This is a genomic window from Kribbella sp. NPDC104218, assembly GCF_055584105.1.
In genome coordinates this window covers 577,378-601,756 of sequence record NZ_JBVJMQ010000002.1, presented here as the reverse complement: position 1 = coordinate 601,756, position 24,379 = coordinate 577,378, and the positions used below count along the sequence as shown (strand labels likewise).

The 24,379-nt window shown below is 68.7% G+C and carries 20 protein-coding genes; 14 read left to right on the top strand and 6 right to left on the bottom strand.

What is annotated here, in order from left to right; all coding sequences use genetic code 11:
- Nucleotides 1-65: 65 nt before the first annotated feature.
- Genes ACZ6ZD_RS18770 through ACZ6ZD_RS18750 form a run of 5 tightly spaced genes read left to right on the top strand, consistent with a single transcriptional unit; the run spans nucleotide 66 to nucleotide 6,178 of the window.
- Nucleotides 66-1,694, top strand: coding sequence for a glycoside hydrolase family 13 protein (locus ACZ6ZD_RS18770; protein WP_465673697.1), 1,629 nt, complete (start codon nucleotides 66-68; stop codon nucleotides 1,692-1,694).
- Nucleotides 1,695-1,716: 22 nt separating this feature from the next.
- Complete coding sequence (locus ACZ6ZD_RS18765) at nucleotides 1,717-2,850, top strand: Nif3-like dinuclear metal center hexameric protein (RefSeq protein ID WP_465673695.1); 1,134 nt, start codon at nucleotides 1,717-1,719, stop codon at nucleotides 2,848-2,850.
- 60 nt (nucleotides 2,851-2,910) lie between these two features.
- Nucleotides 2,911-3,624 (top strand): zinc ribbon domain-containing protein, encoded by a 714-nt coding sequence (locus ACZ6ZD_RS18760; RefSeq protein WP_465673693.1) that lies wholly within the window; start codon nucleotides 2,911-2,913, stop codon nucleotides 3,622-3,624.
- Entirely contained in the window at nucleotides 3,621-4,745 is a 1,125-nt protein-coding gene (locus tag ACZ6ZD_RS18755; protein WP_465673691.1) for a bifunctional RNase H/acid phosphatase, read from the top strand. The genes ACZ6ZD_RS18760 and ACZ6ZD_RS18755 overlap by 4 nt, the downstream gene beginning before the upstream one ends.
- Before the next feature lie 5 nt (nucleotides 4,746-4,750).
- Entirely contained in the window at nucleotides 4,751-6,178 is a 1,428-nt protein-coding gene (locus tag ACZ6ZD_RS18750) for an RNB domain-containing ribonuclease (RefSeq protein ID WP_465673689.1), read from the top strand.
- Here ACZ6ZD_RS18750 and ACZ6ZD_RS18745 read toward each other — a convergent pair.
- Nucleotides 6,167-6,733, bottom strand: coding sequence for a TetR/AcrR family transcriptional regulator (locus tag ACZ6ZD_RS18745; protein ID WP_465673687.1), 567 nt, complete (start codon nucleotides 6,731-6,733; stop codon nucleotides 6,167-6,169). The two genes, ACZ6ZD_RS18750 and ACZ6ZD_RS18745, sit on opposite strands and share 12 nt — an antisense overlap.
- Before the next feature lie 46 nt (nucleotides 6,734-6,779).
- On the opposite strand from ACZ6ZD_RS18745, the gene ACZ6ZD_RS18740 reads away from it, so the two are divergent.
- Nucleotides 6,780-7,256, top strand: coding sequence for a GNAT family N-acetyltransferase (locus tag ACZ6ZD_RS18740; protein WP_465673685.1), 477 nt, complete (start codon nucleotides 6,780-6,782; stop codon nucleotides 7,254-7,256).
- Here the strand turns inward: ACZ6ZD_RS18740 and ACZ6ZD_RS18735 are convergent.
- A complete protein-coding gene (locus tag ACZ6ZD_RS18735) occupies nucleotides 7,253-8,410 on the bottom strand; it encodes an alpha/beta hydrolase (protein WP_465673683.1) in 1,158 nt (385 codons plus the stop codon). The two genes, ACZ6ZD_RS18740 and ACZ6ZD_RS18735, sit on opposite strands and share 4 nt — an antisense overlap.
- A 68-nt stretch (nucleotides 8,411-8,478) precedes the next feature.
- Between ACZ6ZD_RS18735 and ACZ6ZD_RS18730 the strand changes: the two genes are divergently transcribed.
- A complete protein-coding gene (locus ACZ6ZD_RS18730) occupies nucleotides 8,479-8,967 on the top strand; it encodes a VOC family protein (protein WP_465673681.1) in 489 nt (162 codons plus the stop codon).
- On the opposite strand, the gene ACZ6ZD_RS18725 is transcribed toward ACZ6ZD_RS18730, so the two are convergent.
- A complete protein-coding gene (locus tag ACZ6ZD_RS18725) occupies nucleotides 8,964-9,866 on the bottom strand; it encodes an aldo/keto reductase (RefSeq protein ID WP_465673679.1) in 903 nt (300 codons plus the stop codon). The genes ACZ6ZD_RS18730 and ACZ6ZD_RS18725 overlap by 4 nt on opposite strands.
- 90 nt (nucleotides 9,867-9,956) lie before the next feature.
- Between ACZ6ZD_RS18725 and ACZ6ZD_RS18720 the strand changes: the two genes are divergently transcribed.
- A complete protein-coding gene (locus ACZ6ZD_RS18720; protein WP_465673677.1) occupies nucleotides 9,957-10,454 on the top strand; it encodes an NUDIX hydrolase in 498 nt (165 codons plus the stop codon).
- Here the strand turns inward: ACZ6ZD_RS18720 and ACZ6ZD_RS18715 are convergent, their stop codons facing one another.
- Complete coding sequence (locus ACZ6ZD_RS18715) at nucleotides 10,455-10,631, bottom strand: hypothetical protein (protein WP_171669880.1); 177 nt, start codon at nucleotides 10,629-10,631, stop codon at nucleotides 10,455-10,457.
- Nucleotides 10,632-10,694: 63 nt separating this feature from the next.
- Nucleotides 10,695-11,387 (bottom strand): helical backbone metal receptor, encoded by a 693-nt coding sequence (locus tag ACZ6ZD_RS18710; protein ID WP_465673674.1) that lies wholly within the window; start codon nucleotides 11,385-11,387, stop codon nucleotides 10,695-10,697.
- A gap of 293 nt (nucleotides 11,388-11,680) precedes the next feature.
- Here ACZ6ZD_RS18710 and ACZ6ZD_RS18705 point away from each other — a divergent pair, with 293 nt between their 5' ends.
- Complete coding sequence (locus ACZ6ZD_RS18705; RefSeq protein ID WP_465673672.1) at nucleotides 11,681-12,289, top strand: histone H1-like repetitive region-containing protein; 609 nt, start codon at nucleotides 11,681-11,683, stop codon at nucleotides 12,287-12,289.
- Nucleotides 12,290-12,342: 53 nt separating this feature from the next.
- On the opposite strand, the gene ACZ6ZD_RS18700 is transcribed toward ACZ6ZD_RS18705, so the two are convergent.
- Nucleotides 12,343-12,531 carry a hypothetical protein gene (locus ACZ6ZD_RS18700; RefSeq protein WP_465673670.1) on the bottom strand — a complete coding sequence of 63 codons (189 nt, stop codon included), beginning with the start codon at nucleotides 12,529-12,531 and terminating at the stop codon, nucleotides 12,343-12,345.
- A 55-nt stretch (nucleotides 12,532-12,586) separates the two neighbouring features.
- Here ACZ6ZD_RS18700 and map point away from each other — a divergent pair, with 55 nt between their 5' ends.
- The 5 genes from map (at nucleotide 12,587) to ACZ6ZD_RS18675 (ending at nucleotide 24,375) form a co-directional block, all read left to right on the top strand.
- A complete protein-coding gene (map, locus tag ACZ6ZD_RS18695; protein WP_465673668.1) occupies nucleotides 12,587-13,435 on the top strand; it encodes a type I methionyl aminopeptidase in 849 nt (282 codons plus the stop codon).
- Nucleotides 13,432-13,815, top strand: a complete 384-nt coding sequence (locus tag ACZ6ZD_RS18690) for a GNAT family N-acetyltransferase (protein WP_465673666.1) — start codon at nucleotides 13,432-13,434, stop codon at nucleotides 13,813-13,815. Before map ends, ACZ6ZD_RS18690 begins: the two co-directional genes overlap by 4 nt.
- A 26-nt stretch (nucleotides 13,816-13,841) precedes the next feature.
- On the top strand, nucleotides 13,842-14,126 hold the full coding sequence (locus ACZ6ZD_RS18685) for a hypothetical protein (protein WP_465673664.1): 285 nt from the start codon (nucleotides 13,842-13,844) through the stop codon (nucleotides 14,124-14,126).
- Nucleotides 14,127-14,327: 201 nt separating this feature from the next.
- Nucleotides 14,328-20,387 (top strand): RHS repeat-associated core domain-containing protein, encoded by a 6,060-nt coding sequence (locus ACZ6ZD_RS18680; RefSeq protein WP_465673662.1) that lies wholly within the window; start codon nucleotides 14,328-14,330, stop codon nucleotides 20,385-20,387.
- A gap of 64 nt (nucleotides 20,388-20,451) precedes the next feature.
- The gene (locus ACZ6ZD_RS18675) at nucleotides 20,452-24,375 is read left to right on the top strand and encodes an RICIN domain-containing protein (RefSeq protein ID WP_465673660.1); all 3,924 of its coding nucleotides are present in this window, start codon (nucleotides 20,452-20,454) and stop codon (nucleotides 24,373-24,375) included.
- Nucleotides 24,376-24,379 lie beyond the last annotated feature (4 nt).

Here is a 24,379-nt window from a genome sequence, read left to right as displayed (position 1 = left end):
CGCGCAGAATACTGCAGAGTCTAAATTTAGAGTCTATATAAACAACTCGGCAAGGTGAGGCCCTCGTGACGAGTCCGCAGACGACCGACCCCGACTGGTGGCGGCAGGCCGTCGTCTACCAGATCTACCCCCGCAGCTTCGCCGACTCCGACGGCGACGGCATCGGCGACCTGCCCGGCATCATCAGCCGCGTCCCGTACCTGGCGGAGCTCGGCATCGACGCCGTTTGGCTGAGCCCGTTCTACCCGTCCGCGCTGGCCGACGGCGGGTACGACGTCGACGACTACCGCAACGTCGACCCGCGCCTGGGCACGCTCGACGACTTCGACCGCCTGGTCGAGGCGCTGCACGCGGAGAACATCCAGCTGATCGTCGACATCGTCCCGAACCACACCTCGGACCGGCATGCCTGGTTCCAGGAGGCGCTCGCCGCCGAGCCCGGTTCGCCGGCCCGCGAGCGCTACATCTTCCGCGACGGCGAGGGCGACGAACCGCCCGCCGACTGGGACTCCGTCTTCGGCGGCTCCGCCTGGGCGCGGACGGACGACGGCCAGTGGTACCTGCACCTGTTCGCCGCCGAGCAGCCCGACCTGAACTGGGATCACCCCGAGGTCCGCGCCGACTTCCTGACCACGCTGCGGTTCTGGTCCGACCGTGGGGTCGACGGCTTCCGCGTCGACGTCGCCCACGCCCTGGTGAAGGACCTGAGCGAGCCGTTCAAGTCCAAGACCGAGCTGCCCCGGCAGTCCGAGTCGAACGGCGTCCACCCGCTCTGGGACCGGGACGGCGTCCACGAGATCTACCGCGAGTGGCGCGCTGTGCTGAACGAGTACGACCCGCCCCGCTCGGCCGTGGCCGAGGCGTTCGTCCCGGCCGCTAGGCGGGCGCGGTACGCGAGTGCGGAGGGGCTCGGGCAGGCGTTCAACTTCGACCTGCTCCAGGCGGACTGGGACTACGCCAAGTTCCGCCAGGTGATCGAGGCGAACCTCGCGCTCGCCGAGCAGAACGGCTCCTCCTCGACCTGGGTCTTCTCCAACCACGACGTCGTCCGGCATGCGACCCGGTACGGCCTGCCGAAGGATCCGTCCGGTCTGTGGCAGGACGGGAAGGCGTGGCTGCTGAGCAACGGGACCGAGCCGACGGTCGACGTCGAGCTCGGCCTGCGCCGGGCCCGCGCCGCCGTCCAGCTGATGCTTGCGCTGCCGGGTTCGGCGTACCTCTACCAAGGGGAGGAGCTCGGCCTGCAGGAGGTCGGCGAGCTGCCCGCGGCCAACCTGCAGGACCCGGCGTACTTCCGCTCGAAGGGCGCCGAGAAGGGCCGGGACGGGTGCCGTGTGCCGATCCCGTGGACGGTCGGCGGGCTCTCCTTCGGTTTCGGCAGCGGCGGCTCGCACCTGCTGCAGCCGAAATGGTTCGGCGCGTACTCCGTCGAAGCACAGGAGTCGGACGCCGAGTCGACGCTGAGCCTCTACCGCAAGGCGCTCGCCGTCCGCCGCGGCCTCCAGACCGCCAACTCGCTGACCTGGAACGAAAGCCCCGACGCGGTCCTGCACTTCACCCGCCCCGGCGGCTGGCAGTCCATCACCAACTTCGGCCAAGCTCCCGTCGAGCTGCCCGACGCGGCCGTCGTCCTGTCCAGCGGCCCGCTCGAAGGCGCGAAACTCCCGAGCGACACCACAGCCTGGCTGATCTAGCGGGTTTGCGAAGATGGGCCTCGTGAACCCGAGGCTCGCCGACGTCATCGCCGTACTCGACCACCTGTACGACCCGTCCTGGGCCGAGTCCTGGGACGCGGTCGGACTGGTCACCGGCGACCCCGACCAGCCCGTACGCCGGATCCTGTTCGCCGTCGACCCGATGCGCGAGGTCGTCGACGAGGCGATCGCCGGCGACTACGACCTGCTCGTCACCCACCACCCGCTCCTCCTCCGCGGGGTCAACTCCGTCGCCGCCACCACCCCCAAAGGCCGCATCCTCCACGACCTCATCCGCGCCAACACGGCCCTGCACGTCTGCCACACCAACGCCGACAACGCCAACCCCGGCGTCAGCGACGCCCTCGCCCACGCCCTCGGCCTCACCAACCTGCGCCCCCTCAACCCCATGCCCACCGACCCCATGGACAAACTCGTAGCCTTCGTCCCGGTGGAGGATGCCGAGAAGGTAGTAGACGCTCTAGCCGCCGCGGGTGCCGGTCAGATCGGCCAGTACGACCGGGCCGCATGGATCTCGCGAGGTGAAGGAACCTTCCGCCCGCTGGAGGGTTCTGCACCTGCGATCGGGCGCGTCGGTGAAGTGTCGCGCGTGCAGGAGACGCGGGTGGAGATGGTGTTGCCGCGTTCTAAGCGTCGGGCGGTGTTGGCGGCTTTGCGGGCGGCTCATCCGTATGAGGTGCCGGCGTATGACTTGATCGAGCTGGTGGCTGAGGCGGGGGAGCGTGGCGGTGGGCGGGTTGGGGTGCTTGCGGAGCCGATGGCGTTGCGGGAGTTCGCGCAGCGGGTGGCTGATGGTCTGCCGCGGACGGAGCACGGCGTCCGGGTCGCGGGGGACGGCGAGCGGATGATCAGGACGGTGGCTGTGGTTGGCGGGTCGGGGGACTCGGAGTTCGCGCGGGTGCGGGCCGCGGGGGTTGATGCTTATGTGACGGCTGACCTCAGGCATCACCCGGCGACGGAGGCGGTGGCGTACGCCGGGGCCCCGGCGCTGGTGGACGTCGCGCACTGGGCGAGTGAGTGGCCGTGGTTGCGGGATGCGGAGCGGCTCCTGAGGGAAGGGTTGGCAGCTCGAGGCAGTACGGTGGAAACTCACATCTCGACGCTCTGTACTGACGCATGGAATCTGCGGCTCTGAGCGCAAACTGAACGAACTAAGGAGCCGACTCTGAACGCCGAGCCCGCCGTCCAACGCCGGTTGCTGGACCTGCAGGATCTCGACCTGCAGCTGGATCAGGTCGCCCACAAGCGCAAGTCGCTCCCCGAGCACCAGGCTCTGACCGAGCTGATCGCCGAGAAGTCGGTGGTGGACCGCGAGCTCGTCACGGCCGACACCGCGGTCGACGACCTGCAGCGGGAGCAGAAGAAGGCCGACAGCGATGTCGAGCAGGTCCGGCAGCGCCGGGCCCGTAACCAGCAGCGCATCGACTCCGGCCAGATCAGCTCGCCGAAGGACCTGGAGAACCTGCAGCACGAGATCGGCTCGCTGGAGCGCCGGATCTCCGACCTGGAGGACGCCGAGCTCGAGGTGATGGAGAAGCTGGAGGCGGCCGAGGCCGTGCAGGCCGAGTTGCGCGGTCGCGCGGAGGCCTTCGCCGGTAAGCAAGCCGAGCTGGAGGGCAGCCGCGACGGCCAGCTCAAGGAGCTCGACGAGCAGCGCGGCGGGATCGCCGAGCAGCGGGCCGGTGTGGTCGGCGAGCTGCCCGAGGCGCTCGTCACGCAGTACCAGCGCCTGCGCGAGCACAACGGCGGCATCGGCGCCGCGCCGCTCGTCGGCAAGCGCTGCATGGGCTGCCGGATGGAGCTCGCCCCCTCCGACCTGACCGCGATCAAGGCGGCCGCCCCGGACGCCGTCCTGCGCTGTGAAGAGTGCGGACGCATCCTGGTCCGGACGTCGGAGAGCGCGGTATGAGCCATTCCCACGTGATCGTCGAGGCGGACGGCGGCTCCCGGGGGAACCCGGGGCCGGCGTCGTACGGCGCGCTCGTCCGCGACCCGGCGACCGGCCAGGTGATCGCGCAGGACGGCAAGACGATCGGTATCGCGACCAACAACGTCGCCGAGTACTCCGGGCTGATCGCCGGCCTGGAGCTCGCCGCGGAGTATGCGCCGAACGCCTCGATCGAGGTCCGGATGGACTCCAAACTCGTCATCGAGCAGATGGCCGGCCGCTGGAAGATCAAGCACCCGGACATGAAGCCGCTGGCGATCAAGGCGCAGGGCCTCGCGCCCTTCGGCACCGAGTGGACCTGGGTGCCCCGCGCGCAGAACTCGGCCGCCGACGCGCTGGCCAACAACGCGCTGGACGGCGTCCCGATCCCGCTGGTGCCCGAGGTCGGGGCGCCCGCGCCCGCGGCCGCCAAGGAGCCGTCGGATCTCGCGAAGGCCATGCAGGGCTGGGGCGCCCAGCTCGAGCCGCCGACGCAGCTGATCTTCCTGCGCCACGGCGAAACCCCGCACACCGCCGAGAAGCGCTTCTCCGGTTCCGGCGGCGACGACCCGTCCCTGAACGACAACGGCCGGGCCCAGGCGGAGGCAGCGGCGACGTTCCTCGCCCGCCGCGGCGGGATCGACGCGATCGTCACCTCCCCAATGCGCCGCGCCCGCGAAACCGCCGCGACCGTCGGTGCGAAGCTCGGCCTCGACACCGTGGTCGATGACGGCTGGATCGAGTGCTCCTTCGGCGACTGGGACGGCCACACCTTCGCCGACGTCCAGCAGAAATGGCCGGAGGCGCTCAACGCCTGGCTCGAGACGACCACGGTCGCGCCACCCGGCGGCGAGTCCTTCGACGCCTGCGCCCGGCGCGCCCGCTCGGCCCGCGACGGCCTGCTCACCCGGCACCCGGGTAAGACCGTCCTCGTCGTCACCCACGTGACGCCGATCAAACTGATGGTCCGCTCGGTCCTGCAGGCCCCGATGGCCTCCATCTTCCGGATGGAGCTCCGCCCGGCCACGCTGACCGAGATCCACTGGTACGCCGACGGCCTCGCGTCGCTGAGGTCCTTCAACGTCCAACCCTCGCTACTCTGACCCCCATGCCATTGCAGAAGGTGCGGTTCGCGGACGACGTCCCCGAGGTCTTCCGGAAGTCGCTGCAGGACATCCGGCGTGAGCTCGAAGTACCGGCCGAGTTCCCGCCGGCGGTGGTCGCGGCGGCCGAGGCGGCGACGCCGCGGCTGCCGGAGCTGGACCGCACCGATCTGGAGTTCGTCACGATCGATCCGCCCGACTCGATGGACCTCGACCAGGCCCTGCACATCGAGCGGGCGGGCGACGGGTACGTCGTCCACTACGCGATCGCGGACGTCGCCGCGTACGTCACGGCCGGCGATCCGATCGACGCGGAGGCCCGGCGCCGCGGCGTGACGCTGTACGCGCCGGACAAGCGGACGCCGTTGCACCCGCCGGAGCTCTCCGAGGGCAAGGCGTCGCTGCTCCCCGACCAGGTGTGCCCGGCCGTCCTGTGGACCATCCCGCTGGACGCGCGCGGCGAGCGCACCGGCGTCACGTGCGAGCGCGCGCTGGTGAAGTCGCGCGCCAAGCTCAACTACGCCGGCGTCCAGCAGGAGCTCGATGCCGGGACGGCGTCCGAATGCCTGCAGCTCCTTCGCGAGGTCGGCAAGCTGCGTGAGCAGCTCGAGCTCGAGCGCGGCGGGGTGAACCTGCCGATCCCCGACCAGGAGATCGTCACGGCCGACGGCAGCTGGAGCTTGGAGTTCCGTGCGCCGCTGCCGGTCGAGGGCTGGAACGCGCAGATCTCGCTGCTCACCGGGATGGCCGCGGCCGGCCTGATGATGCAGGGCAAGATCGGCATCCTGCGCACGCTGCCCGAGGCCCGCGACGACCTGCGCCGCAAGCTCGAGCACACCGCGAAGGCGCTCGGCATCGCCTGGGCGCGGGAGACGTCGTACGCCGAGTTCATCCATGGGCTGGAGCCGAAGGTTCCGGCACACGCGGCGATGCTCGCGGCCTGCACGGTGCTGTTCCGCGGCGCCGGCTACACGCCGTTCATCGACAGCGTGCCGGAGCGTCCGCAGCATGCGGCGATGAAGGCGGAGTACGCGCACGTCACCGCGCCGCTGCGCCGGCTCGTCGACCGCTGGGGCAGCGAGATCTGCCTCGCGCTGTCCGCGGGGGTGGAGGTGCCCGCCTGGGTGCGCGAGTCGCTCGACGAGCTGCCGAAGCTGATGGAGGAGGCCGACCGGCGGGCGAACGCCTACGAGCGCGCGATCGTCGGCATGGTCGAGGCCGGCCTGCTGCACGAGCAGCTCGGCGCCGAATTCGACGGCGTGATCACGGACGTCGACGACCGCGAGCCGGGCCGGGGCGTCGTCGTCCTCTCGAAGTTCGCCGTCGAAGGGCGCGTCACCGGGGCGAATCTGTCGCTGGGTAAGGCCGTCCGCGTCAAACTCACCGAAGCCGACATCGCCAAGCGCACGGTCGCCTTCGAGCTAGTCCCGTAGGTAGTCCTCGACCGCGGCGGTCGTGCGCTCGAGGTCGCCGGTCGCCAGCAGGTCGAGCAGCGCGCCGCGCAACATCGCGAGGACGGCGGTACGCCGAGCCGCACTCGAAGCCGTCGTCGGTTCGCTCTGACTCGCCTTGAGCAGCTCCAGCCAGTCGTCGACCGTCGAGCGCGCGTAGTCGGCCCACGGCCCGTCCGGCGCGACCAGCGACCGGCCGTACGCCTCGACCCAGAACTTCATCAACGGACGCCGCTCCGGCGCGGCCAGCCACGTCCACAGCTCGCGCGCGACCACGGTCAGCCCGGGCGGCTCGGCGTACGCGGTATCGATCTGCTGCAGCAGCGCCAGCTCGTCGACCCGGGCGCGTTTGAGCAGCGCGCGGATCAGACCGTCCTTGCTGCCGAAGAGGAAGAGCAGCACCCGCGGGCTGGAGCCGATCGCAGCCGCGAGCGGCCGCAGCGACAGATCGGCCAGGCCGTGCGTGAGCGAGTACTCATACGCGCGCTCGAGCAGCTCCTGCTCGCGCGCGGACGGGGCTGGCTTCGTCGTCGGCACGGGTCTAGTATCTCCTACTGAAACAGTCGTGTCAGTAGGAGGCGTGATGATCAGGAAACTGGGAAAGCCGGGCGATCTGGGCTGGGTCGTGCAGTCGCACGCGGAGCTGTACGCCGCGGAGTACGGCTGGGGGCAGCCCTACGAGACGCTGATCGCGCAGATCGTGGCGGCGTACGCGACCGACCACGACGAGACGCGCGAGGCGGGCTGGATCGCCGAGTTGGACGGCGAACGCGTCGGCAGCGTGTTCTGCATGCGCGGCCCGGACGAGGCGACCGCGAAGCTGCGGCTGCTCCTGGTCGCGCCGGCCGCGCGCGGGCGACGGCTGGGGGCCGAGCTGGTCGACACGTGTCTCGCGTTCGCGCGCGAGGTCGGCTACAAGCGGATGGTGTTGTGGACGAACGATCCGCTCGTCGCCGCGCGGCACATCTACCTCGCTCGCGGGTTCAAGCTGACCAGCGAGGAGCCGCATGAAGCGTGGGGTGAATCAGTGGTCGGTCAGACCTACGAGGTCGATCTTTAGGACGGGCACGCGGGTGCGCCGGGGGCCGGTGTCTGGAAGAGCGCGTGCGAGAGGAACGTACTGACGTAACCGTTCTGCCGAGTCAGCGCGCGAGCGCCGTCCGTGCTGCCGAGGGGGAGCGATCTACGCAGCGGCCAGGCCAGGTAGTAGCTGCCGTAGTCGGTGAAGTTGTAGTGCCGCGTGTCCGGAATGGTCGCGCACCAGGAGGTGTTGGTGCTTGCCCTGAGCAACGACAAGGCGCGGTCGCGATCGGCGTCGCTCTTGGCGTCCGGCCCGCAGATGCTGGTGATACAGGAGTCGTCCGCGCCGAGCAGCATGATCGGCGCCTGGACGCCCTTCGTCACCACCTGCCCGAACTGACGCCCGTCCAGGTCGACCGCGGCGGCGCAACGGGTGTCCGTCCGGCATGCTTCCAGTGACGCGGCCCCGCCGAACCCGTGACCGACGTACGACGCCCCGACCGTCGTGTTGACCGAATTCGGGAACTGCTTGGCCACCTGGGCCGCCGCGAAGCGCGCGTCCCCGGCCCAGGTCGTGACGAGTTGGTCGCCGGCCTCCTGGATCCCCGGACCGTCGTCGTCCAGATTGCCCGGACTCGCCTCGGGTTTGCTGGTGATCGTCTGCCCGTCGATCACGGTCAGCTTCGCGCTGTACGTCGGCGTCACGCCCGCGACCAGATAGCCATGACTCGCCAGGTCTTCCGCGAGGGCGGCGTACGTCGGCGCCGCCAAACCCATGGTGGGCATCAGCACCACCACGGGGAATCGCCCCGGCGCGATCGCGGCCTTGTCGAGCGCAGGGTCGCGCACGACGTCGAACTGTCCCTGCAGGACCGACCACGGCTTCTCGACTCGCAAGCCGTCCCACTGACGAGGCGCGTACTCGACCTTCCGTGCGGTCACGCCCTTGGCGACCGGATACCAGACCCAAACCGACAACCGCCGGGAGTTTTCGGAGAACGGGTCGCGGCGTGCGTTGTCGGTCCAGTCGTACGTCCGGCGTCCGACCTGCAGGTCGCCGCTAGGCGCCGGCAGACTCACCGGCTCCGAGCGCTGCACCAGCACCCACCCGACGTATCCGCCGCCGCCGACCAGCACGAGCAGCAACAGGATCACGATCCCGGTCCGCACTTTCCGCACACCCCGCCATGCCATACCGCTACCTTTTCACGGGCTGAGGTAGCGGACACAAGCTGGCCGCTTCTTCCGGCAGACTTTCCGACATGACCAAGAACCCCGGTGGTAAGTCGACTGTGACCCCCTACATCGTCGTCCGCGGCGCGGAGCGCTTCCTGACCTTTGTCGAGCACACCTTCGCGGTGTCCAGCTCACTGCGGGTGCCGAACCCGGACGGCACGATCGGCCATGCGGAGATCACGGTCGGCGACTCGGTGCTGATGACGTTCGACGCGCAGCCGGACTGGCCGGTGACGCCGAGCTTCCTCAGTGTGTACGTCGACGACGTGAACGTGACGTACGAGCGGGCGCTCGCCGCGGGCGGCACGGTCGTGACGGAAATGGCGGAGTCGCGGATCACCGGCGATCGGGGCTGCCGGGTGAAGGATCCGGTCGGCAACATCTGGTGGTTGCAGACGCACCTGTACGACGTCGACCCGGCCACGATCGGCCCGCTGTTCGCCGACCCCGAGGAGGCCGCCAAGATGCAGGTCGCGCAGGAGACGTTCGCCGTGGAGATGCGCTCGCGCGCCTAGATCCAGGGCAGGGCGGAGCGTTCGGTCCAGTACTCGTCGGGTCGTTGGGCGAACTCGGCGAGTGGGCCGTCGGCCTGGGCTGCGAGGTTGCTGGCGAGTTGTTCGGCGGTGGTCGCGCCGCTGAGGACGACGTCCGCCCAGGGCTGGGCGGCAGCGGCGCCGAGAGCGAGTGCGTCGGGGGCGAGGCCGTGTTCGCGGGCGAAGACGTTGAACGGCGTCTCGCCCGCACGGGTGGTGAGCCGGCCGTTGGCGACCGCCTCCTTGATCGTGACGAGCCAGCCGGCCGCGTGCGCCTCGGCGAGCGCCGGGCCGGCCGACGGCTCGAGGACGTTCCAGGTGGACTGGACGGCGGTGAAGGGCGTGTCGAGGGCGAGCGCCCTGCGCAGCGTCGCGGCCTGGTGCGGGCCGCTCGTCGACAGCCCGACGCGGACGCCGTCGTCCGCCAGCTCGCGTAACCGGTTCAGCAACTCGGCGTCGTCGAGCGCCGGGCTGTCCGCGGTCAGGCTGTGCACGAGGTAGAGATCGGGCGGGCCGCCCAACGCCTGCAGCGTCTCCGGCCACTGCCGCTCGAAGGTCGCGAGCGAGTGGTCCTTCACTTCGTGTGTCGCGGCATCGTGCCGCCAGTCGGCGACGTACGTGTAGCCCCACTTGGAACCGATGGTGACCTGACTGCGACGCTCCGGCGTCAGCCACTCGCCCAGGAACAATTCGGCAAGCCCGTACGAACGCGCGGCGTCGAAGGACCGAACACCGGACTGCCACGCCTGCTCCAGCAGCTGATGCGTTCGTTGCCGTAGGTCGTCGATCGCGCGACCGGGCGGCAGATCCTCGTCGTGCCCGAGGTTGATGTAGCCCGGACGTCCGAGCGCGGCCAGGCCTAGACCGATACGAGCCACCATGCCGTCCAGCGTAGGTGTCGGCAGCAACAACTCCGGGACGCGCCGGGTGAACACGCGTCGGTCGCGAGAGGTCGCCTACCGTTTTGTGGTGTGAGTGAATCTCGGTTGCCGCCTCCAGGAACCGTCGTCCGGCGGACGACGGCCCGTGTGCTGCCGGTGCGTCCGGACGGCAAGGTGTTACTGCTGCACGGCTGGGATCCGCTGAAACCGCAGGTGCCGTACTGGTTCACGATCGGCGGTGGCGTGGAGACCGGCGAGACGGTCCTGGACGCCGCCTGCCGCGAGCTGCGCGAGGAGGTCGGCATCGTGCTGCCGGCCGACGCGCTCGGGACGCCGGTCGCGACCAACGAGATCGAGTTCGACTGGGGCGGCGCGCGGATCATCCAGGCGCAGACCTTCTTCGCGATCGCCGTCGACGCCGTCGACGTGACGTTCGCGAACCAGGAGGAGCTGGAGCTGCAGACGATCAGCGCCCACGGCTGGTGGTACGGCCACGACCTCGAGGCGACCGGTCAGGCGGCGCACGTGACGATCCCGGGGCTGCTCCAGCAGGCGGCCGACGCGATCACCCTGCGCCGGGCGTCCTGATCAGCGCGAGCGCGCCTCCTTGAGCACCTTCTTCGGGACCTTCTTGTCGACCTTGTAGTGCGTCCGGTCGAGCCGCTCCGCGCAACCGGCATCAGCCAGCCGCTTGAGGACCACCGGGCACTTCTTGCACCTCGGCTTGTCCTTGCAGCATTTCTTCTTCGCGGTCATCGACGGCACGCCGCAACTGTAGGTGAGGCAAACCTAACCGTCTACCTGAGATGGCAACGATCGTGTCGCAGGTCACGCCAGCTGTTCGCTGAGCACCGTCCGCGCCGCGGTCAGTGACGGTCCGTACCAGGTCAGATGCCGTCCGGAGACGCACTTCGACGGCTGCCGGAAAACCTCCGGCCCGTCGTCGGGGCTAAACAGATAAGGCTCGTCCGGAAGGACGGCCAGGTCGTACTCCGGCAATGTCTCCGGGTCGAACTTCGGATAGCGCTCGGTGGAATCCGCGAACACGTTGTCGACGCCGATCCGGGACAACAGATCACCCGCGAACGTGTCCCGGCCCAATGCCATCCACGGCCGCCGCCAGATCGGTACGACGGCGCGCCGGCGCGGCCCGGAGTACGGCGTACTCCACACCGCCCGCGCTTGCCGTAACCACTCGGGGAGTTCGCCGGTGATCGCGACGAGCAGTTCGTCGAGTTGGTCGAGTGCTTCGTCGACGGTCGTCATCGACGTCGTGATGATCGCGAACCCGCGCTCGCGCAACGCGTCCAGATCGGCGCCGCGATTCTCTTCGGCGTTCGCGATCACGACGTCCGGAGCGAGTGCTTCGATGCGGGCGAGATCGGGATTCTTGGTACCGCGAATCCGTGTCACGTCGAGGCCCGCGGGGTGTGTGCACCAGTCCGTCGCACCGACCAGCAGCTGCGCGTGCGTGACCGCGATCGACTCCGTCAACGACGGTACGAGACTCACCACGCGCATCGTCTGCAGCCCTCCGTTCGAAGTCCGTTGCCAACGACAACACTGCGCCAAACGGCCGTTCGACACGAACTTTGCGCGCGTGTCGTGAAGAATTTATCCGGCCGTCCGGCGCGCCACTTGACCCGGTGGAAACCCTTCTGTACAAGGATTTTCGCTGATTCGGCCCGGCTTTGCGATCAGGTCGCCTTAACCTGCAGGCGTTTCAGGTGCTTTACGAAGGCACCAAGTGTTGTCATCATCGTGACGACGAGGAATCCACCGTGGTTTTCCTCAGCCGCACCAAGGAGGCAGAAGTGCCAGCCAAGAAGGCAGCCGCAGGGAAGGCGACAGCCAAAAAGGCTTCTCCCGCCAAGAAGACTGTCGCGAAGAAGGCCCCCGCCGCGAAGACGACCACCGCGCGGAAGGTCACCGCGAAGAAGACAGTCGCCAAGAAGGTGAGTGCGGCGAAGAAGACCGCCGTCAAGAAGACGGTGGCGAAGAAGGCGCCGGCGAAGAAGGCTCCCGCGAAGAAGGTCGTCGCGAAGAAGGCCGTCAAGAAGACGGTGGCCAAGAAGGCACCGGCGAAGAAGGCCGTCGCGAAGAAGACCGTGGCGAAGAAGGCCCCGGCCAAGAAGGCTCCCGCGAAGAAGGTCGTCGCGAAGAAGGCCGTCAAGAAGACGGTCGCGAAGAAGGCGCCGGCGAAGAAGGCTCCCGCGAAGACCGTGGCGAAGAAGGCCCCGGCCAAGAAGGTCGCCGCCAAGAAGGCCCCGGCCAAGACCGTCGCCAAGAAGGCTCCGGCGCGGAAGGTCGCGGCGAAGAAGGCGGTCAAGAAGACCGTGGCCAAGAAGGCGCCGGCGCGTAAGGCCCCGGCCCGTAAGGCACCGGCTCGCAAGACCACGACCGCGCGCCGTACCGCTCGCTGACAAAAGCTGAGGGGCGCCACCGGATTCCGGTGGCGCCCCTCACGCGCGTGCGGTCAGTCGTCGTTCCATTTCGGGTCGTTGTCCCAGGATTCGTTGCGTTCCTCGACTTTTTCCAGCGCCCGCGCGGCTTCCTCGGGTGAGTTGTACGGCCCCAGCCGGTCGGCCGATTTCGCGCCGGAGTACGGCTCGACCTGACCGGTCCTGGTGTTGTAGTACCACTCGTTGCTGTGATCGTCGCTCATCTCGGGCTGACCACCTCTCCGGAGTCCATGGTCTCGTCATTAGAATGTTCCCACCATGTCGATCCTCACTCCCGGCGGCATCTCGCCGCGCCGCGAAGTCCCTGCCGCCATTCCGCGCCCCGAGTACGTGGACCAGCCGGCGCCGACGCCGTACGACGGCTCGTACGTCACCGCGCCGGAGCTGATCGAGAAGATGCGCGTCGCGAGCAAACTCGCCGCGCAGGCGTTGCAGGCGGTCGGCGCCGCGGCCAAGCCGGGCGTGACGACCGACGAGCTGGACGCGGTCGGCCACGAGTACCTGATCGAGCGCGGCGCCTACCCGTCGACGCTGGGCTACCGCGGCTACCCGAAGTCGTTGTGCACCTCGGTCAACGAGGTCATCTGTCACGGTATCCCCGACGACCGCCCGCTCGAGGACGGCGACATCGTCAACGTCGACATCACCGCGTTCCTGGACGGCGTCCACGGTGACACCAACGCGACCTTCCTGGTCGGCAACGTCGACGAGGAGAGCCGCCTGCTCGTCGAGCGCACGCACGAGGCGCTGCTGCGCGGGATCAAGGCCGTCAAACCCGGCCGCCAGGTCAGCATCATCGGCCGCGTGATCGAGTCCTACGCCAAACGCTTCGGGTACGGCGTCGTCCGCGACTTCACCGGGCACGGCATCTCCACGTCGTTCCACTCCGGCCTGATCATCCCGCACTACGACGACGAGCGTTTCGACGACGTCATCGAGCCCGGGATGACCTTCACCATCGAGCCGATGCTCACCCTCGGCAGCTACGACTACGACCTCTGGGACGACGGCTGGACGGCCACCACCAAGGACAAGTCGCGCACCGCCCAGTTCGAGCACACGCTCGTCGTCACCGACACCGGCGCCGAGATCCTCACCCTGCCGTGAACCTCCAGCGCTACGACCACGCCCACCTGGCCGGCATCGTGGCGCTCTGCGACGCCGAGGGCTGGCCCAGCCTCGGCGCCGACCTGCACCGCGCCCACGCCACCCTCACCGCCCCCGGCGTCACGACAGTCGTAGCCCTGGACGGCGACCTGGTCGTCGGCTTCGCCTACCTCCTCAGCGACGGCCACCTCGCCTCCTACCTCTCGATGATGGCCACCCACGCCGACTACCGCCGCCAAGGCATCGGCCGCGCCCTCATCGACTACGCCCACCCCCTCACCGGCGCCCAGCGCATCGACCTGGTCACCGACACCGCCCAGGACTTCTACGCCTCCTACGAACACCACCGAACCTTCACCGGCTTCCGCATCCACCCATAGGCCCCACGAGCTGCCACACTGCACCCATGAACCAGGGTGGGGAACGCACAATCTCGATACCGCCGGCCTCCGTGATCTTCCGCAGGCTGTTCGACTTCAACGACTCGGACGGCTGGGGCTGGCGCTGGTTCATCGTCCGCATCCTCCTGATCGGCCTCGGCCGCGCCGCCGGCTCAGCCCTCTGGAAACTCACCACCGGCGAAGAAGTCGGCCTGGGCTGGTTCGGCGAACACGTCCTCGTCAACCTCTACCTCTGGGCCTCCCTCCTCGCCACCGCCCTCTACGCCCTCCACGACCGCCGCCGCGCGTGATCCTTTCTTGACCGGGGAAGTCAAGCAATTCGATCCTGGTCAGGGTTTACATCGATTGAGGTCGAATTGGCTGTGACGCGGCCGGAGGCTTCCTAGCCTGGCCGGATGACAGCTGTTCAGGGGAGCTCCGAAGAACGACCACGTCGACACCATCGACGGATCATGCGGCCACATCCCAACCCCACAAGGGTTTCGCGGGGCGTGGCGGTGGTCACCGCGCTGGCCTTGGTGGCCACGCTGACCGGTCCGGCGACCGAAGCCGCCGCCGAGCGGGCCGCCGAACCGGATCGCCGGACGGCGAAATCCACGCCGGTCAAGGGGAAGTTCGTCGACCCGCCGCGACCGCCGAGCACGAGCAATTCGACCACGGTCGACAAGTCGTCGCCGGTGTCCTGGCCGAAGCCGGCGACCGCCGACGTCCGGCTGCCCGCTGCGGACTGGCGGACGGCCCTGGCGGGTACGACGTCCCGCGCGCCCGCTGCCGGTACGCCGATCTCGATCGGCCGGGCCAAGGACACGGCCGGTACGCTCGCCGACGTCCGGGTCGAGGTCCTCGGCCGCCGGGACGACGCCCTCCTCTTCCGGCTCAGCCCGAAGTCCGGCGCCGCCAATGCCGCCAAGGCCGCCGGTAAGGTCTCGGTGGCTGTCGACTACCGCGCCTTCCGGCACGCGTACGGCGGCGACTGGGCGTACCGTCTCGGTGTCGTCGATCTGACCGCCGGACGGCGGCTGCCGAGCCAGAACACCGCGAACGGCCAGGTGACAGCCGACGTTCCTGCGACCGGTCTGTTCGCCCTCGAGGCAGCTGCTGCCGGGCCCGCGGGTGATTTCGGCGCGACCTCGCTGTCGCCGTCGGCGACCTGGCAGGTCGGCGGTTCGTCCGGGGACTTCAACTGGTCGTTCCCGATGCGGACGCCGCCGGCGACCAACGGCCCGGCGCCCGAGGTCGCGCTGAGCTACTCCTCCGGCAGCGTCGACGGCCGGACGTCGAGTACGAACAACCAGACCTCCTGGGTCGGTGAAGGGTTCGACCTGCAGCCCGGCGGCTCGATCGAGCGCCGCTACGCCTCCTGCGGATCGAAGTCCGAGGAGAAGGGCAACAATGCCGGCAAGCAGGTCGGCGACCTGTGCTGGGCGACGGACAACGCCACCCTGACCTTCAACGGCAAGGGCGGCGAGCTGATCCTGGACGACGCCACCAAGACGTGGCGCCCGATCCGCGACGACGGCAGCCGGTTCGAGCGGCTGACGCGCTCCGACGGCGGGCAGTACTGGGTGATGACCGACAAGCGCGGCGCCAAGTACTACTTCGGTCTCGACAAGCTCGACAAGCTCGACGAGCCCGGCGCGACGGCGACCAAGTCGGCCTGGACCGTTCCGGTCGCCGGCAACCACGCGACGGAGCCGTGTCACAAGCCGGGGGATTTCAAGGGGTCCTTCTGCGACCAGGTGTACCGCTGGAACCTCGACCACGCGGTCGACCCGCACGGCAACACGATGACGTTGTTCTACGACACCGAGGAGAACAAGTACGGGTACGCCGGTGACACGAAGGCCCTGAAGCCCTACACCCGGGCCGGCAACATCAAGCGGATCGAGTACGGCCAGGCCAAGGGCGCCGTCTTCACGAGCAAGCCGGTCGCTGCGGTCGACTTCACCACCGCGGAGCGTTGTTTCAATGCCTGCGCGCCGCAGGACTACGACGACACCCCGCTCGACACCGATTGCAGCACCAAGAGCACCTGCGACCACGGTACGCCGAGCTTCTGGACCAAGAAGCGGCTGACCAAGGTCACGACCTCGGTCTGGCGCGCCGAGAAGAACGCGCTGGAGCCGGTCGACAGCTGGTCGCTGCGGCACACCTTCGAGAACCCGGGCGACAACACCTCGCGCCGGCTCGGGCTGGTCGCGATCACGCACAGCGGCCACGTCGGCTCCACCCTGAACACGCCCGAGGTCACCTTCGGCAGCGTGCAGCGGAACAACCGGGTCAAGGACAACACCAACGAGTCGCTGCTGCAGTGGTTCCGGATCAACCGGATCAGCTACGGCACCGGCGCCGACCTGGCCGTCGAGTACAGCGACGAGCAGTGCAAGTTCGGCAGCCTGCCGGCGCCGGACCAGAACACGATGCGCTGTCACCCGATGAAGTGGACGCCGCCCGCCGGCGCCGAGAAGCAGGACTGGTTCCACAAGTACGTCGTCACCAAGGTCACCGAGACCGACCGGGTCGGCGACAGCGCCGTCCCGATCGTCACGAGTGTCGAGTATCCGGGCAAGGCGGCCTGGCGGCACGACGACGAGGACGGGCTGGTCGAGATCGGCCAGAAGACCTGGGCGCAGTGGCGCGGCTACGACAAGGTCGTGGTGAAGAAGGGCGACCCGCAGGGCGTTCAGACCGTGACCGAGCACAACTACTTCCAGGGCATGGACGGCGACAAGAACTCCAGCGGGCCGGCGAAGGAGCGGTCGTGGACCGGTTCGAAGGGCCAGCGGATCGCCGACGCGAACGCGTTCTCGGGGCACGAGCGGGAGACGGTCAAACTCGTCGACGGCAAGGTCGTCGAGCGATCGCTGTCCGACCCGTGGCTGTCGAACCCGACCGCGACCAGGGTCCGGGACTGGGGGACGACGCGCGCCTTCGCGGTCGAGGAGGAGAACGTCCGGCAGTGGGAGGCCAAGAACGGCGGCGGCGCCCGCGAGAGCGCCTCGGCGAACAAGCTGACCGGCACCGGCCAGGTCGCGTCGACCACCGACTACAACGACCTGTCCACCCCGAAGGACGACACCTGCACCACGTTCGCCTACACCGCGAACGCGGCCGGTATGGCCGACCTGCCGATCCACCAGCGGACGGTCGCCGCGGCCTGTGACCAGCCGGCCGGCAACGACAAGGTGATCACCGACCAGCGGTTCTACTACGACGGCAGCGACGAGCTCGGCAAGGCGACCAAGGGCGATGTCACCCGGGTCGACCGGCTGGCGAAGTTCGAGGCGGACGGGACGCCGGCGTACGAGACCGTCGTCCGCAACGGGTACGACGCGCTGGGCCGCAAGGTGTCGACGACGAACGCGCTCAACCAGACCACGAAGTACGGCTTCAGCCCGGCGCGTGGCCCGGTGACCGCGAAGTCGATCACGCACCCGAACAACCTGACCAGCACGTCGGCCGTCGAGCCCGCGTGGGGTGAGGAGAAGTCCGTCGTCGACGTCGCCGGACGCACCACCGTCTCCGAGCGCGACGGCGTCGGGCGGCTCACTAAGATCTGGCTGCCCGGCCGTTCGACCGGACAGACGCCGAGCGTCCAGCACACCTATCGGGTCACCGGGGACAAGGCCGGCCAGGTCGAGACCAAGACCTTGCGCAGCGATGGCAGCTACCAGACCGCCTACACGTTGACCGACGGCATGCTCCGGAAGCGCCAGCTGCGGCAGCCGGCCGCGGACGGCAGCTCGGGCACGATGGTGACCGACTTCCACTACGACTCTCGCGGCCTGCAGGTCCGCGAGGACGGCCCGTATTACACCAACGGCTCACCGGGGTCGGCCAAGATCTTCGACGCGGTGGACGCCGAGATCCCGATCAAGAAGAGCACGGTGTACGACGGCCTCGAACGGCCGGTGACCGAGAAGACCACGCTGATCGACGGGCGTGAGCTGGTCACCCGGCATCAGCACGACGCGGATCGGCAGACTGTCGACCCGCCGACCGGCGAGCAGGCGACCACGAAGATCACCGACGTCCAGGGGCGGCAGACCGAGCTGCTGCAGTACAAGACCGATGCGCCCGGGACGAGCTTCGACAAGACCAGTTACACCTACACGCCGTCGGGTCAGCTGGACACGGTGACCGATCCGGCCGGCAACGTCTGGAAGTACGAGTACGACCTGCGCGGTCGCCGAACCAAGTCCGTACATCCCGACCAAGGGGTGACGACGTTCACCTACAACCCGCTCGACCAGCTCGAGTCGTCGAAGGACGCGAAGGGCGACGTCCTGTTCTACGAGTACGACGAGCTGGGCCGCAAGAAGCAGTTGCGGGCCGGGAGCAAGGAAGGCGCGATCCAGGCCCAGTGGAGCTACGACGCCGCGGCCAAGGGTTCGCCGAGCAGCTCCACACGGTACGTCGGCGGCAAGGCGTACACGATCCGGGTGAAGGGCTACGACACCACCGGCAACCCGACCGGGACCGAGTTGGTGCTGCCGGACTCCGAGACCGGGCTACCGAAGACGTATTCCGTCGATCAGACCCACGACCCGAAGACCGGCAAGCTGCTCACCACCACGTTGCCCGGGGTCGGCGGGCTGCCGCAGGAGCGGCTGGAGCTCGGCTACAACGCCAACGACCTGCCGGTGAGCCTGAAGAGCAATCTCGGTACGTACGTGACCGACGCGCAGTACACCGAACACGGTGAGCTGAAAGACCTTCGGCTCGAGCGCAACGGGCTGGGGATCAACCAGCAGTTCGGTTACGAGGAAGGCAGCCGGCGGCTGCTGAACTCGACCACGCTGCGGGACTCCGGCGGCCCGGCGACGATCGCGAACACCAGCTACGAGTACGACGACGCCGGCAACGTCACCAAGATCACCGACGAACCGGCCGGTGAGGCTGCCGACACCCAGTGCTTCCGGTACGACGAGTACCGGCGGCTGACGAACGCCTTCACCCCGGGCAACGGCGACTGCGCCGTCGACCCGACGGTGGCCGCGAACCTCGGCGGCCCCGCGCCGTACGGACACTCGTGGACGTTCGACGCGACGGGCAACCGGACGTCGGAGAAGCGGGTCAGCGCGGCCGGGAACACCGAGAGCACCTACGCCTATCAGGCCGGTAAGGCCCACGCGGTCAGCAAGGTCACCACGACCGGGCCGGGCGGGACGAAGGTGGACGAGTACGGGTACGACGCCAACGGCGCCCAGACCGATCGCAAACTCGCCGGGGCCGGGGAGAAGTTCCACTGGAACGCCGAAGGCCGGCTCGACCGGGTCGAGAAGAACGGCAAGACCACGGCGTCCTTCGTCTACGATGCCGACGGCAACCGGTTGATCCGCCAGGACGACACCGGCCGGACGCTGTACATCGGTGCGACCGAGCTCCTGCTCAAGCCGGACGGCTCGCTGGTCGGTACCCGCTACTACCAACAGGGCAACCAGACGGTCGCAGTCCGGACCGGCGACCAGCTGCACTGGCTCGGCGCGGACCACCACAACACCGGCACCCTCAGCGTCGACGCGAAGACGCTGTCGTTCCAGCGCCGCCGGACCACGCCGTACGGCGAGACCCGCGGCGCCACGCCGACGGCCTGGCCGACCCAGCGCGACTTCGTCGGCGGCACCAAGGACCCGTCCACCGGCCTGGTCCACCTGGGCGCCCGCGAGTACGACCCGAGCACCGGCCGCTTCATCTCGGTCGACCCGGTCACCGACTTCGACGATCCACAACAGCTGAATGCCTACGCGTACGCCAACAACAACCCGGTCAGCTTCAGCGACGCCGACGGCCTGCGCTACGTCTCCCAGCTCGTCACCGAACTACGCACCCAGATCAAGACCATCACCAAACGCATCGTCGAGACCTACCACGCCATCGTCGTCGTCCGCACCGCGATCTATGCGATGGGCGTTTTCGCCAAGCTGGCTGCCCGCTTCGGGATGCACGACCTCGCCCGCCAGATCACCGGCTACATGGACGAGAAGGTCAAGGTCCTGCGGAAGCTCGTCCGCACGGTCAAACAACAGGTCCGCGTCCTGACCAGAGTCACCAAGAAGATCAACAAGTACGTCGGCCCCCGCGAACGCCGCGCCTACGCCGCGCAGCTGTCCGCGATGCGGACCCTCGCGACCTCGGCAAGCTCCCTGCAGGCGTCGACCGAGGCGATGCACGCGGAGACCAAACGCTTCGTGGCCGAGAAGGAGGCCGCCGAGATCGCCAAGGCCAACCAGAAGGCCTGGGAGGAGAGCAAACAGCGGGAAGCCGAGACCCGGGCCGAGTACATGAACGAGCAGCGCATCGACCGCGAAGCCCAGGCGGCGGTCGACTTCTACAAGTCCGACACCGGCCAGGTCTTCACCTGGGTCTTCGACAAGACCTGGGGCTGGTTCACCGGGCTCGGCGGCAAGAAGTTCGAGCAGGCCGCCGACCTCGGCCTGGAGACCATCGTCGATCACGGCACGGACAAGGAGTGGCACAAGCAGCGGATCAAGAACTGGGAGAAGAACCCCCAGCCCAACCCGTGCGAGAGCATCTACGCCGGCTGCTGAGCCGGAGGACCGCGGTGGCCGGCTCTTCGGGGCCGGCCACCGGTGGTTGAGGAGAGGAGGAGTGATGAGGCGAGTGCGGTGGGTTGGGCTTGGCGTTGCTGGGGTGCTGGTGGCTGGGGCGTTGGGGGTGGCGCCGGTTGCGGCGGTGGGGGAGCAGGCGCCGGCGGCGGAACTGGTTGAGGTAGTGGGGGAGCGGAGCGAGACTCGGCGGGTGTTTGTGAAGCCGAGCGGGGAGAAGGTGCTGGAGGAGTATGTGGAGCCGGTTCGGGTTCGCAAGGGGAAGGGCTGGGTGCCGGTTGACACCACGCTGGAGGTTGGACCGGATGGGGCGGTGCGGCCGAAGGCTGCGGTGGCGGGGGTGCGGTTCTCGGCCGGCGGGGACGATCCGATGGTTGCGTTGAGCAACGAGAAGACGACGTTGCGGATGGGCTGGAAGGGGAAGCTGCCGAAGCCGCGGGTCGATGGGGACACGGTGACCTATCCGGAGGTGTATCCGGGGGTTGACCTGCGGTTGCGCGCGCAGGTGGCCGGGTTCTCGCAGGTGCTGGTGGTGAAGACGCCGGCGGCCGCGAAGAACCCGGCGCTGCGCCGGATCCGGTTCCCGATGAGCGGTACCGGACTGTCGTTCCAGACGCGGGCGGACGGTACGTCGGTGGCCAGGAACGCGGCCGGTAAGACGGTGTTCGCCGCGGGGAAGGCGGCGATGTGGGACAGTTCCGCGGCCGACGCCCAGTTACCGACGACCAAGGACGGGCGTGACCTCCTCGTCGAGCCGGACCAGCGGCTGCTGAATGCTCCGGCCGACCGGTTCCCGTTGTACATCGACCCGACCTGGTCGAGCTGGCAGTACCTGTGGACCCATGTCAACGAGATGTCGGCCGACACGCCGTACTGGGATCGCGATCGCGAGGAGGGGGCGAAGGTCGGGTTCTCCTACGATCGCGCCGTCCGCTACCGGTCCTTCTTCCGGATGAAGACCGACCTGGTCGGCGGCGCCCGGATCAAGGACGTCACGTTCAGCATCACCCTGCACCACTCGCCGAGCCGGACGCCGACCCCGGCCGCGCTGCACGAGACCGACGAGATCCGCCGGGAGGACAACGTCACCTGGAACCGCACCCGGAACAGTTGGCGGGAGCCGGCGCTCGACGTCCAGAGCGGAGCGTCGTACTCGGAGCAACCGGACGACGAGATGGAGTTCAAGTCGGCGGCGCTGAACCAGGTCGTGCAACGGGCCGCGGACGGGCGGCTCGAATCGGTGACGCTGGGCCTCAAGGCGGCGGACGAAGGGAACAACTTCCAATGGAAGAAGTTCCGCGCCGAGACGGCCCGGCTGGTGATCACCTACAACAACGTGCCGCGGGTGCCGCGGGAGGTGGGGATTCGGGGGGTGCGGAGCTGTGGGACGGCGGCGGCGCCGGCGATGATCGCGACGCCGGAGCCGCAGTTTCGGGCTGTGGTGGCTGATCCGGACAACGAGAACGTGAATACGAAGCTGACCGTGCGGCGGGTGGCTGACGGGCAGGTGGCGTACGAGACGTCGCCGACGCTGACGACGTCCGGTACGGCGTTCTCGTGGTCGCCGGTGCCGGCCGGGGCGCTGGCCGAGGATGTGCCGTACTACTACGTCGCGCGGAGTCACGACACTGTCGATGAAGGTCCGGAGAGTCAGCGCTGCTACTTCCAGATCGACAGCCGGCGTCCGGGCACGGCGCAGCTCGCCTCCCAGGACTACCCGAAGGGTGACCGCGGCGTCCCGGCCCGAACCGTCGGGATGATCCAGCTGCGGCCGGCCGCGACCGACACCGACGTCGTCGAGTACGTCTACGGCTTCGAGAGCGGGAAGGTGAACCAGCGCATCAAGGCCGGCGCCGATGGCAGCGCCCAGCTGCCGATCAGCCTGTGGCAGAAGGACGTGGCGAGTCAGCCCGAGGCTCCGACGGTTTACGTGAAGGCGGTCGACAAGGCCGGTAACACCAGCCCGACGGCTGCTACCTGGAAGCCGTTGGCGACGAAGCTGACCACGCTGCCGCCGCTGAAACGCGGTGACGTGGACGGCGACGGCCGGGCCGACATCGTCACGGTCCTTGACCATGGCAACGAACGGACCGGCATCTGGAACCTGGCCGGCAAGCCGGGCGGTGGATTCGCCACCGCGAGTATGAACTGGGACAGTGACGAAGGCGGCGGCTACGGGCTCAACACCACCCGCAGCGCCCAGGGCGACTTCGACGGGGACGGTCGGCAGGACGTCGCGATGCTGCGCGAGTTCGCCGGCCGGGCGATCGAGTTGCGGGTGTTCCGCTGGGAACGCAACCAGTACTTCAGTGCGGCCGCGCCGAGCTGGTTGAGCGAGCGGGGCGCGTTCGGGTTGAGCAGTGCGCGGCTGCTGGCCGGCGAGGTCGACGGGGACAACAAGGCGGATCTGGTCGTCCAGGTCAACACGCTCGATGGTGGCTGGCGCGCGATGGTCTTCCGGGGCGCGCAGCCTGGTCAGCCGGTCGATTGGGTGCGGGTACCGGCCAACGGCGGTGAGTGGTCGCTTAGCGCGCCGGTGCTGGCCGATGTCGACGGCGACGGCCGCGACGATCTGGTCGACCAGCGGAACCTCGGCAATTGCCGGACGAGCACGTTGCTGTTCCGCTCGACCGGCGTCGGCTTCGAAGCCGCGGACGCACCGCTGTTCGACAGCGGGGACGGCGGGCATTGTTGGGAGAAGTCGATGACCACCGCGGCCGACGTCGACGGTGACGGCCGGGACGACGTCGTTGCGGTCTACGAGCACAGCAACTCCGACACCGCGCTGCGGGTCTTCCGATCCACCGGTACCCGGCTCACACCGTCCGAGTGGTGGCGGCAGCCGGACCGGTTCGATCCGGCGAAGGTGCAGCTGCGCGGCGGTGACTTCACCGGGGACGGCAAGGACGACGTCGCCCTCGTGCACACCCTGCCGGGCGGCGGTCGGGAGGTCTACACGCTCACCTCGTCCGGGACGGCGTTCGCGGACCCGGTCCGGGTCTGGACCGAGCCCGGAGTCGGGGCCAACACCGGGGCGAAGGTGACGATCCAGCGCCGTACGTACGAGCTGGTGAACCGGCAGACCGGTAAGTGCCTCGATGTGTTCGACTCGGCTCAGGCCGATCCGGCCGAGCTGGTCCAATGGGAGTGCAACGGCGGGCTGAACCAGCGGTTCCGGATCAACGAGGTGGCCGGGACGACGCAGTACGAACTGCACACCGTGCACCGCAGCGGCGTCCGGTCCGACCCGAAGCCGCGGTGTCTCGACATCGGCAACCAGTCCACGGCGGACGACGTGCCGCTCGTGCAGTGGGTCTGCACTGGGCGCGGCAATCAGCAGGTGCAACTGGAGTACCTGGAAGGCACCAGCTACGACGCCGTCGTCCGGCTGCGATTCGCGCACAGTGACAAGTGCCTGGGGACCGGCGTCAACGGTCGTGGTGACCATGCGCCGTACCAGAAGACCTGTGCCGAGGACGGCGGTCAGCAGTGGTTCCTGCGCCCGGCTTTCAACGGTTCGCAGCTGACCGGCAAGCATCGGATCCGGCCGCTGCACACTGACAACGTGCTCGACGTCGAGCACTGCTCGCAGCAGGACCCCGAGGCGCCGATGCGGATCTGGCACTGGATTCCGACCAGCCCGTGTCAGCAGTGGGAGTTCAAGCCGCTGGGTGACGACGTCTACACGATCGTGGACCCGAGCACGTCGGAGGTGATCGACGTCCTCGGCTGTTCGGTCCAGAACCTCGGGAACGTCCATACCCAGCCCGAAGGGGACTCGCCCTGTCAGCGCTGGCGGGTCGAGAAGGCACCAGGCGACGAAAAGAGCCCTACCGCCTGGAGCATGATCCAGACCAGGTCGGGGAAGTCGATGGATGTCTCCGGATGTGAGCCGGCCGAAGGCACCCGGCTCATCCTGTGGGACTACTGGAGCGGTCCCTGCCAGCGTTTCGAGTTGCGGCAGTTCTAGCCGG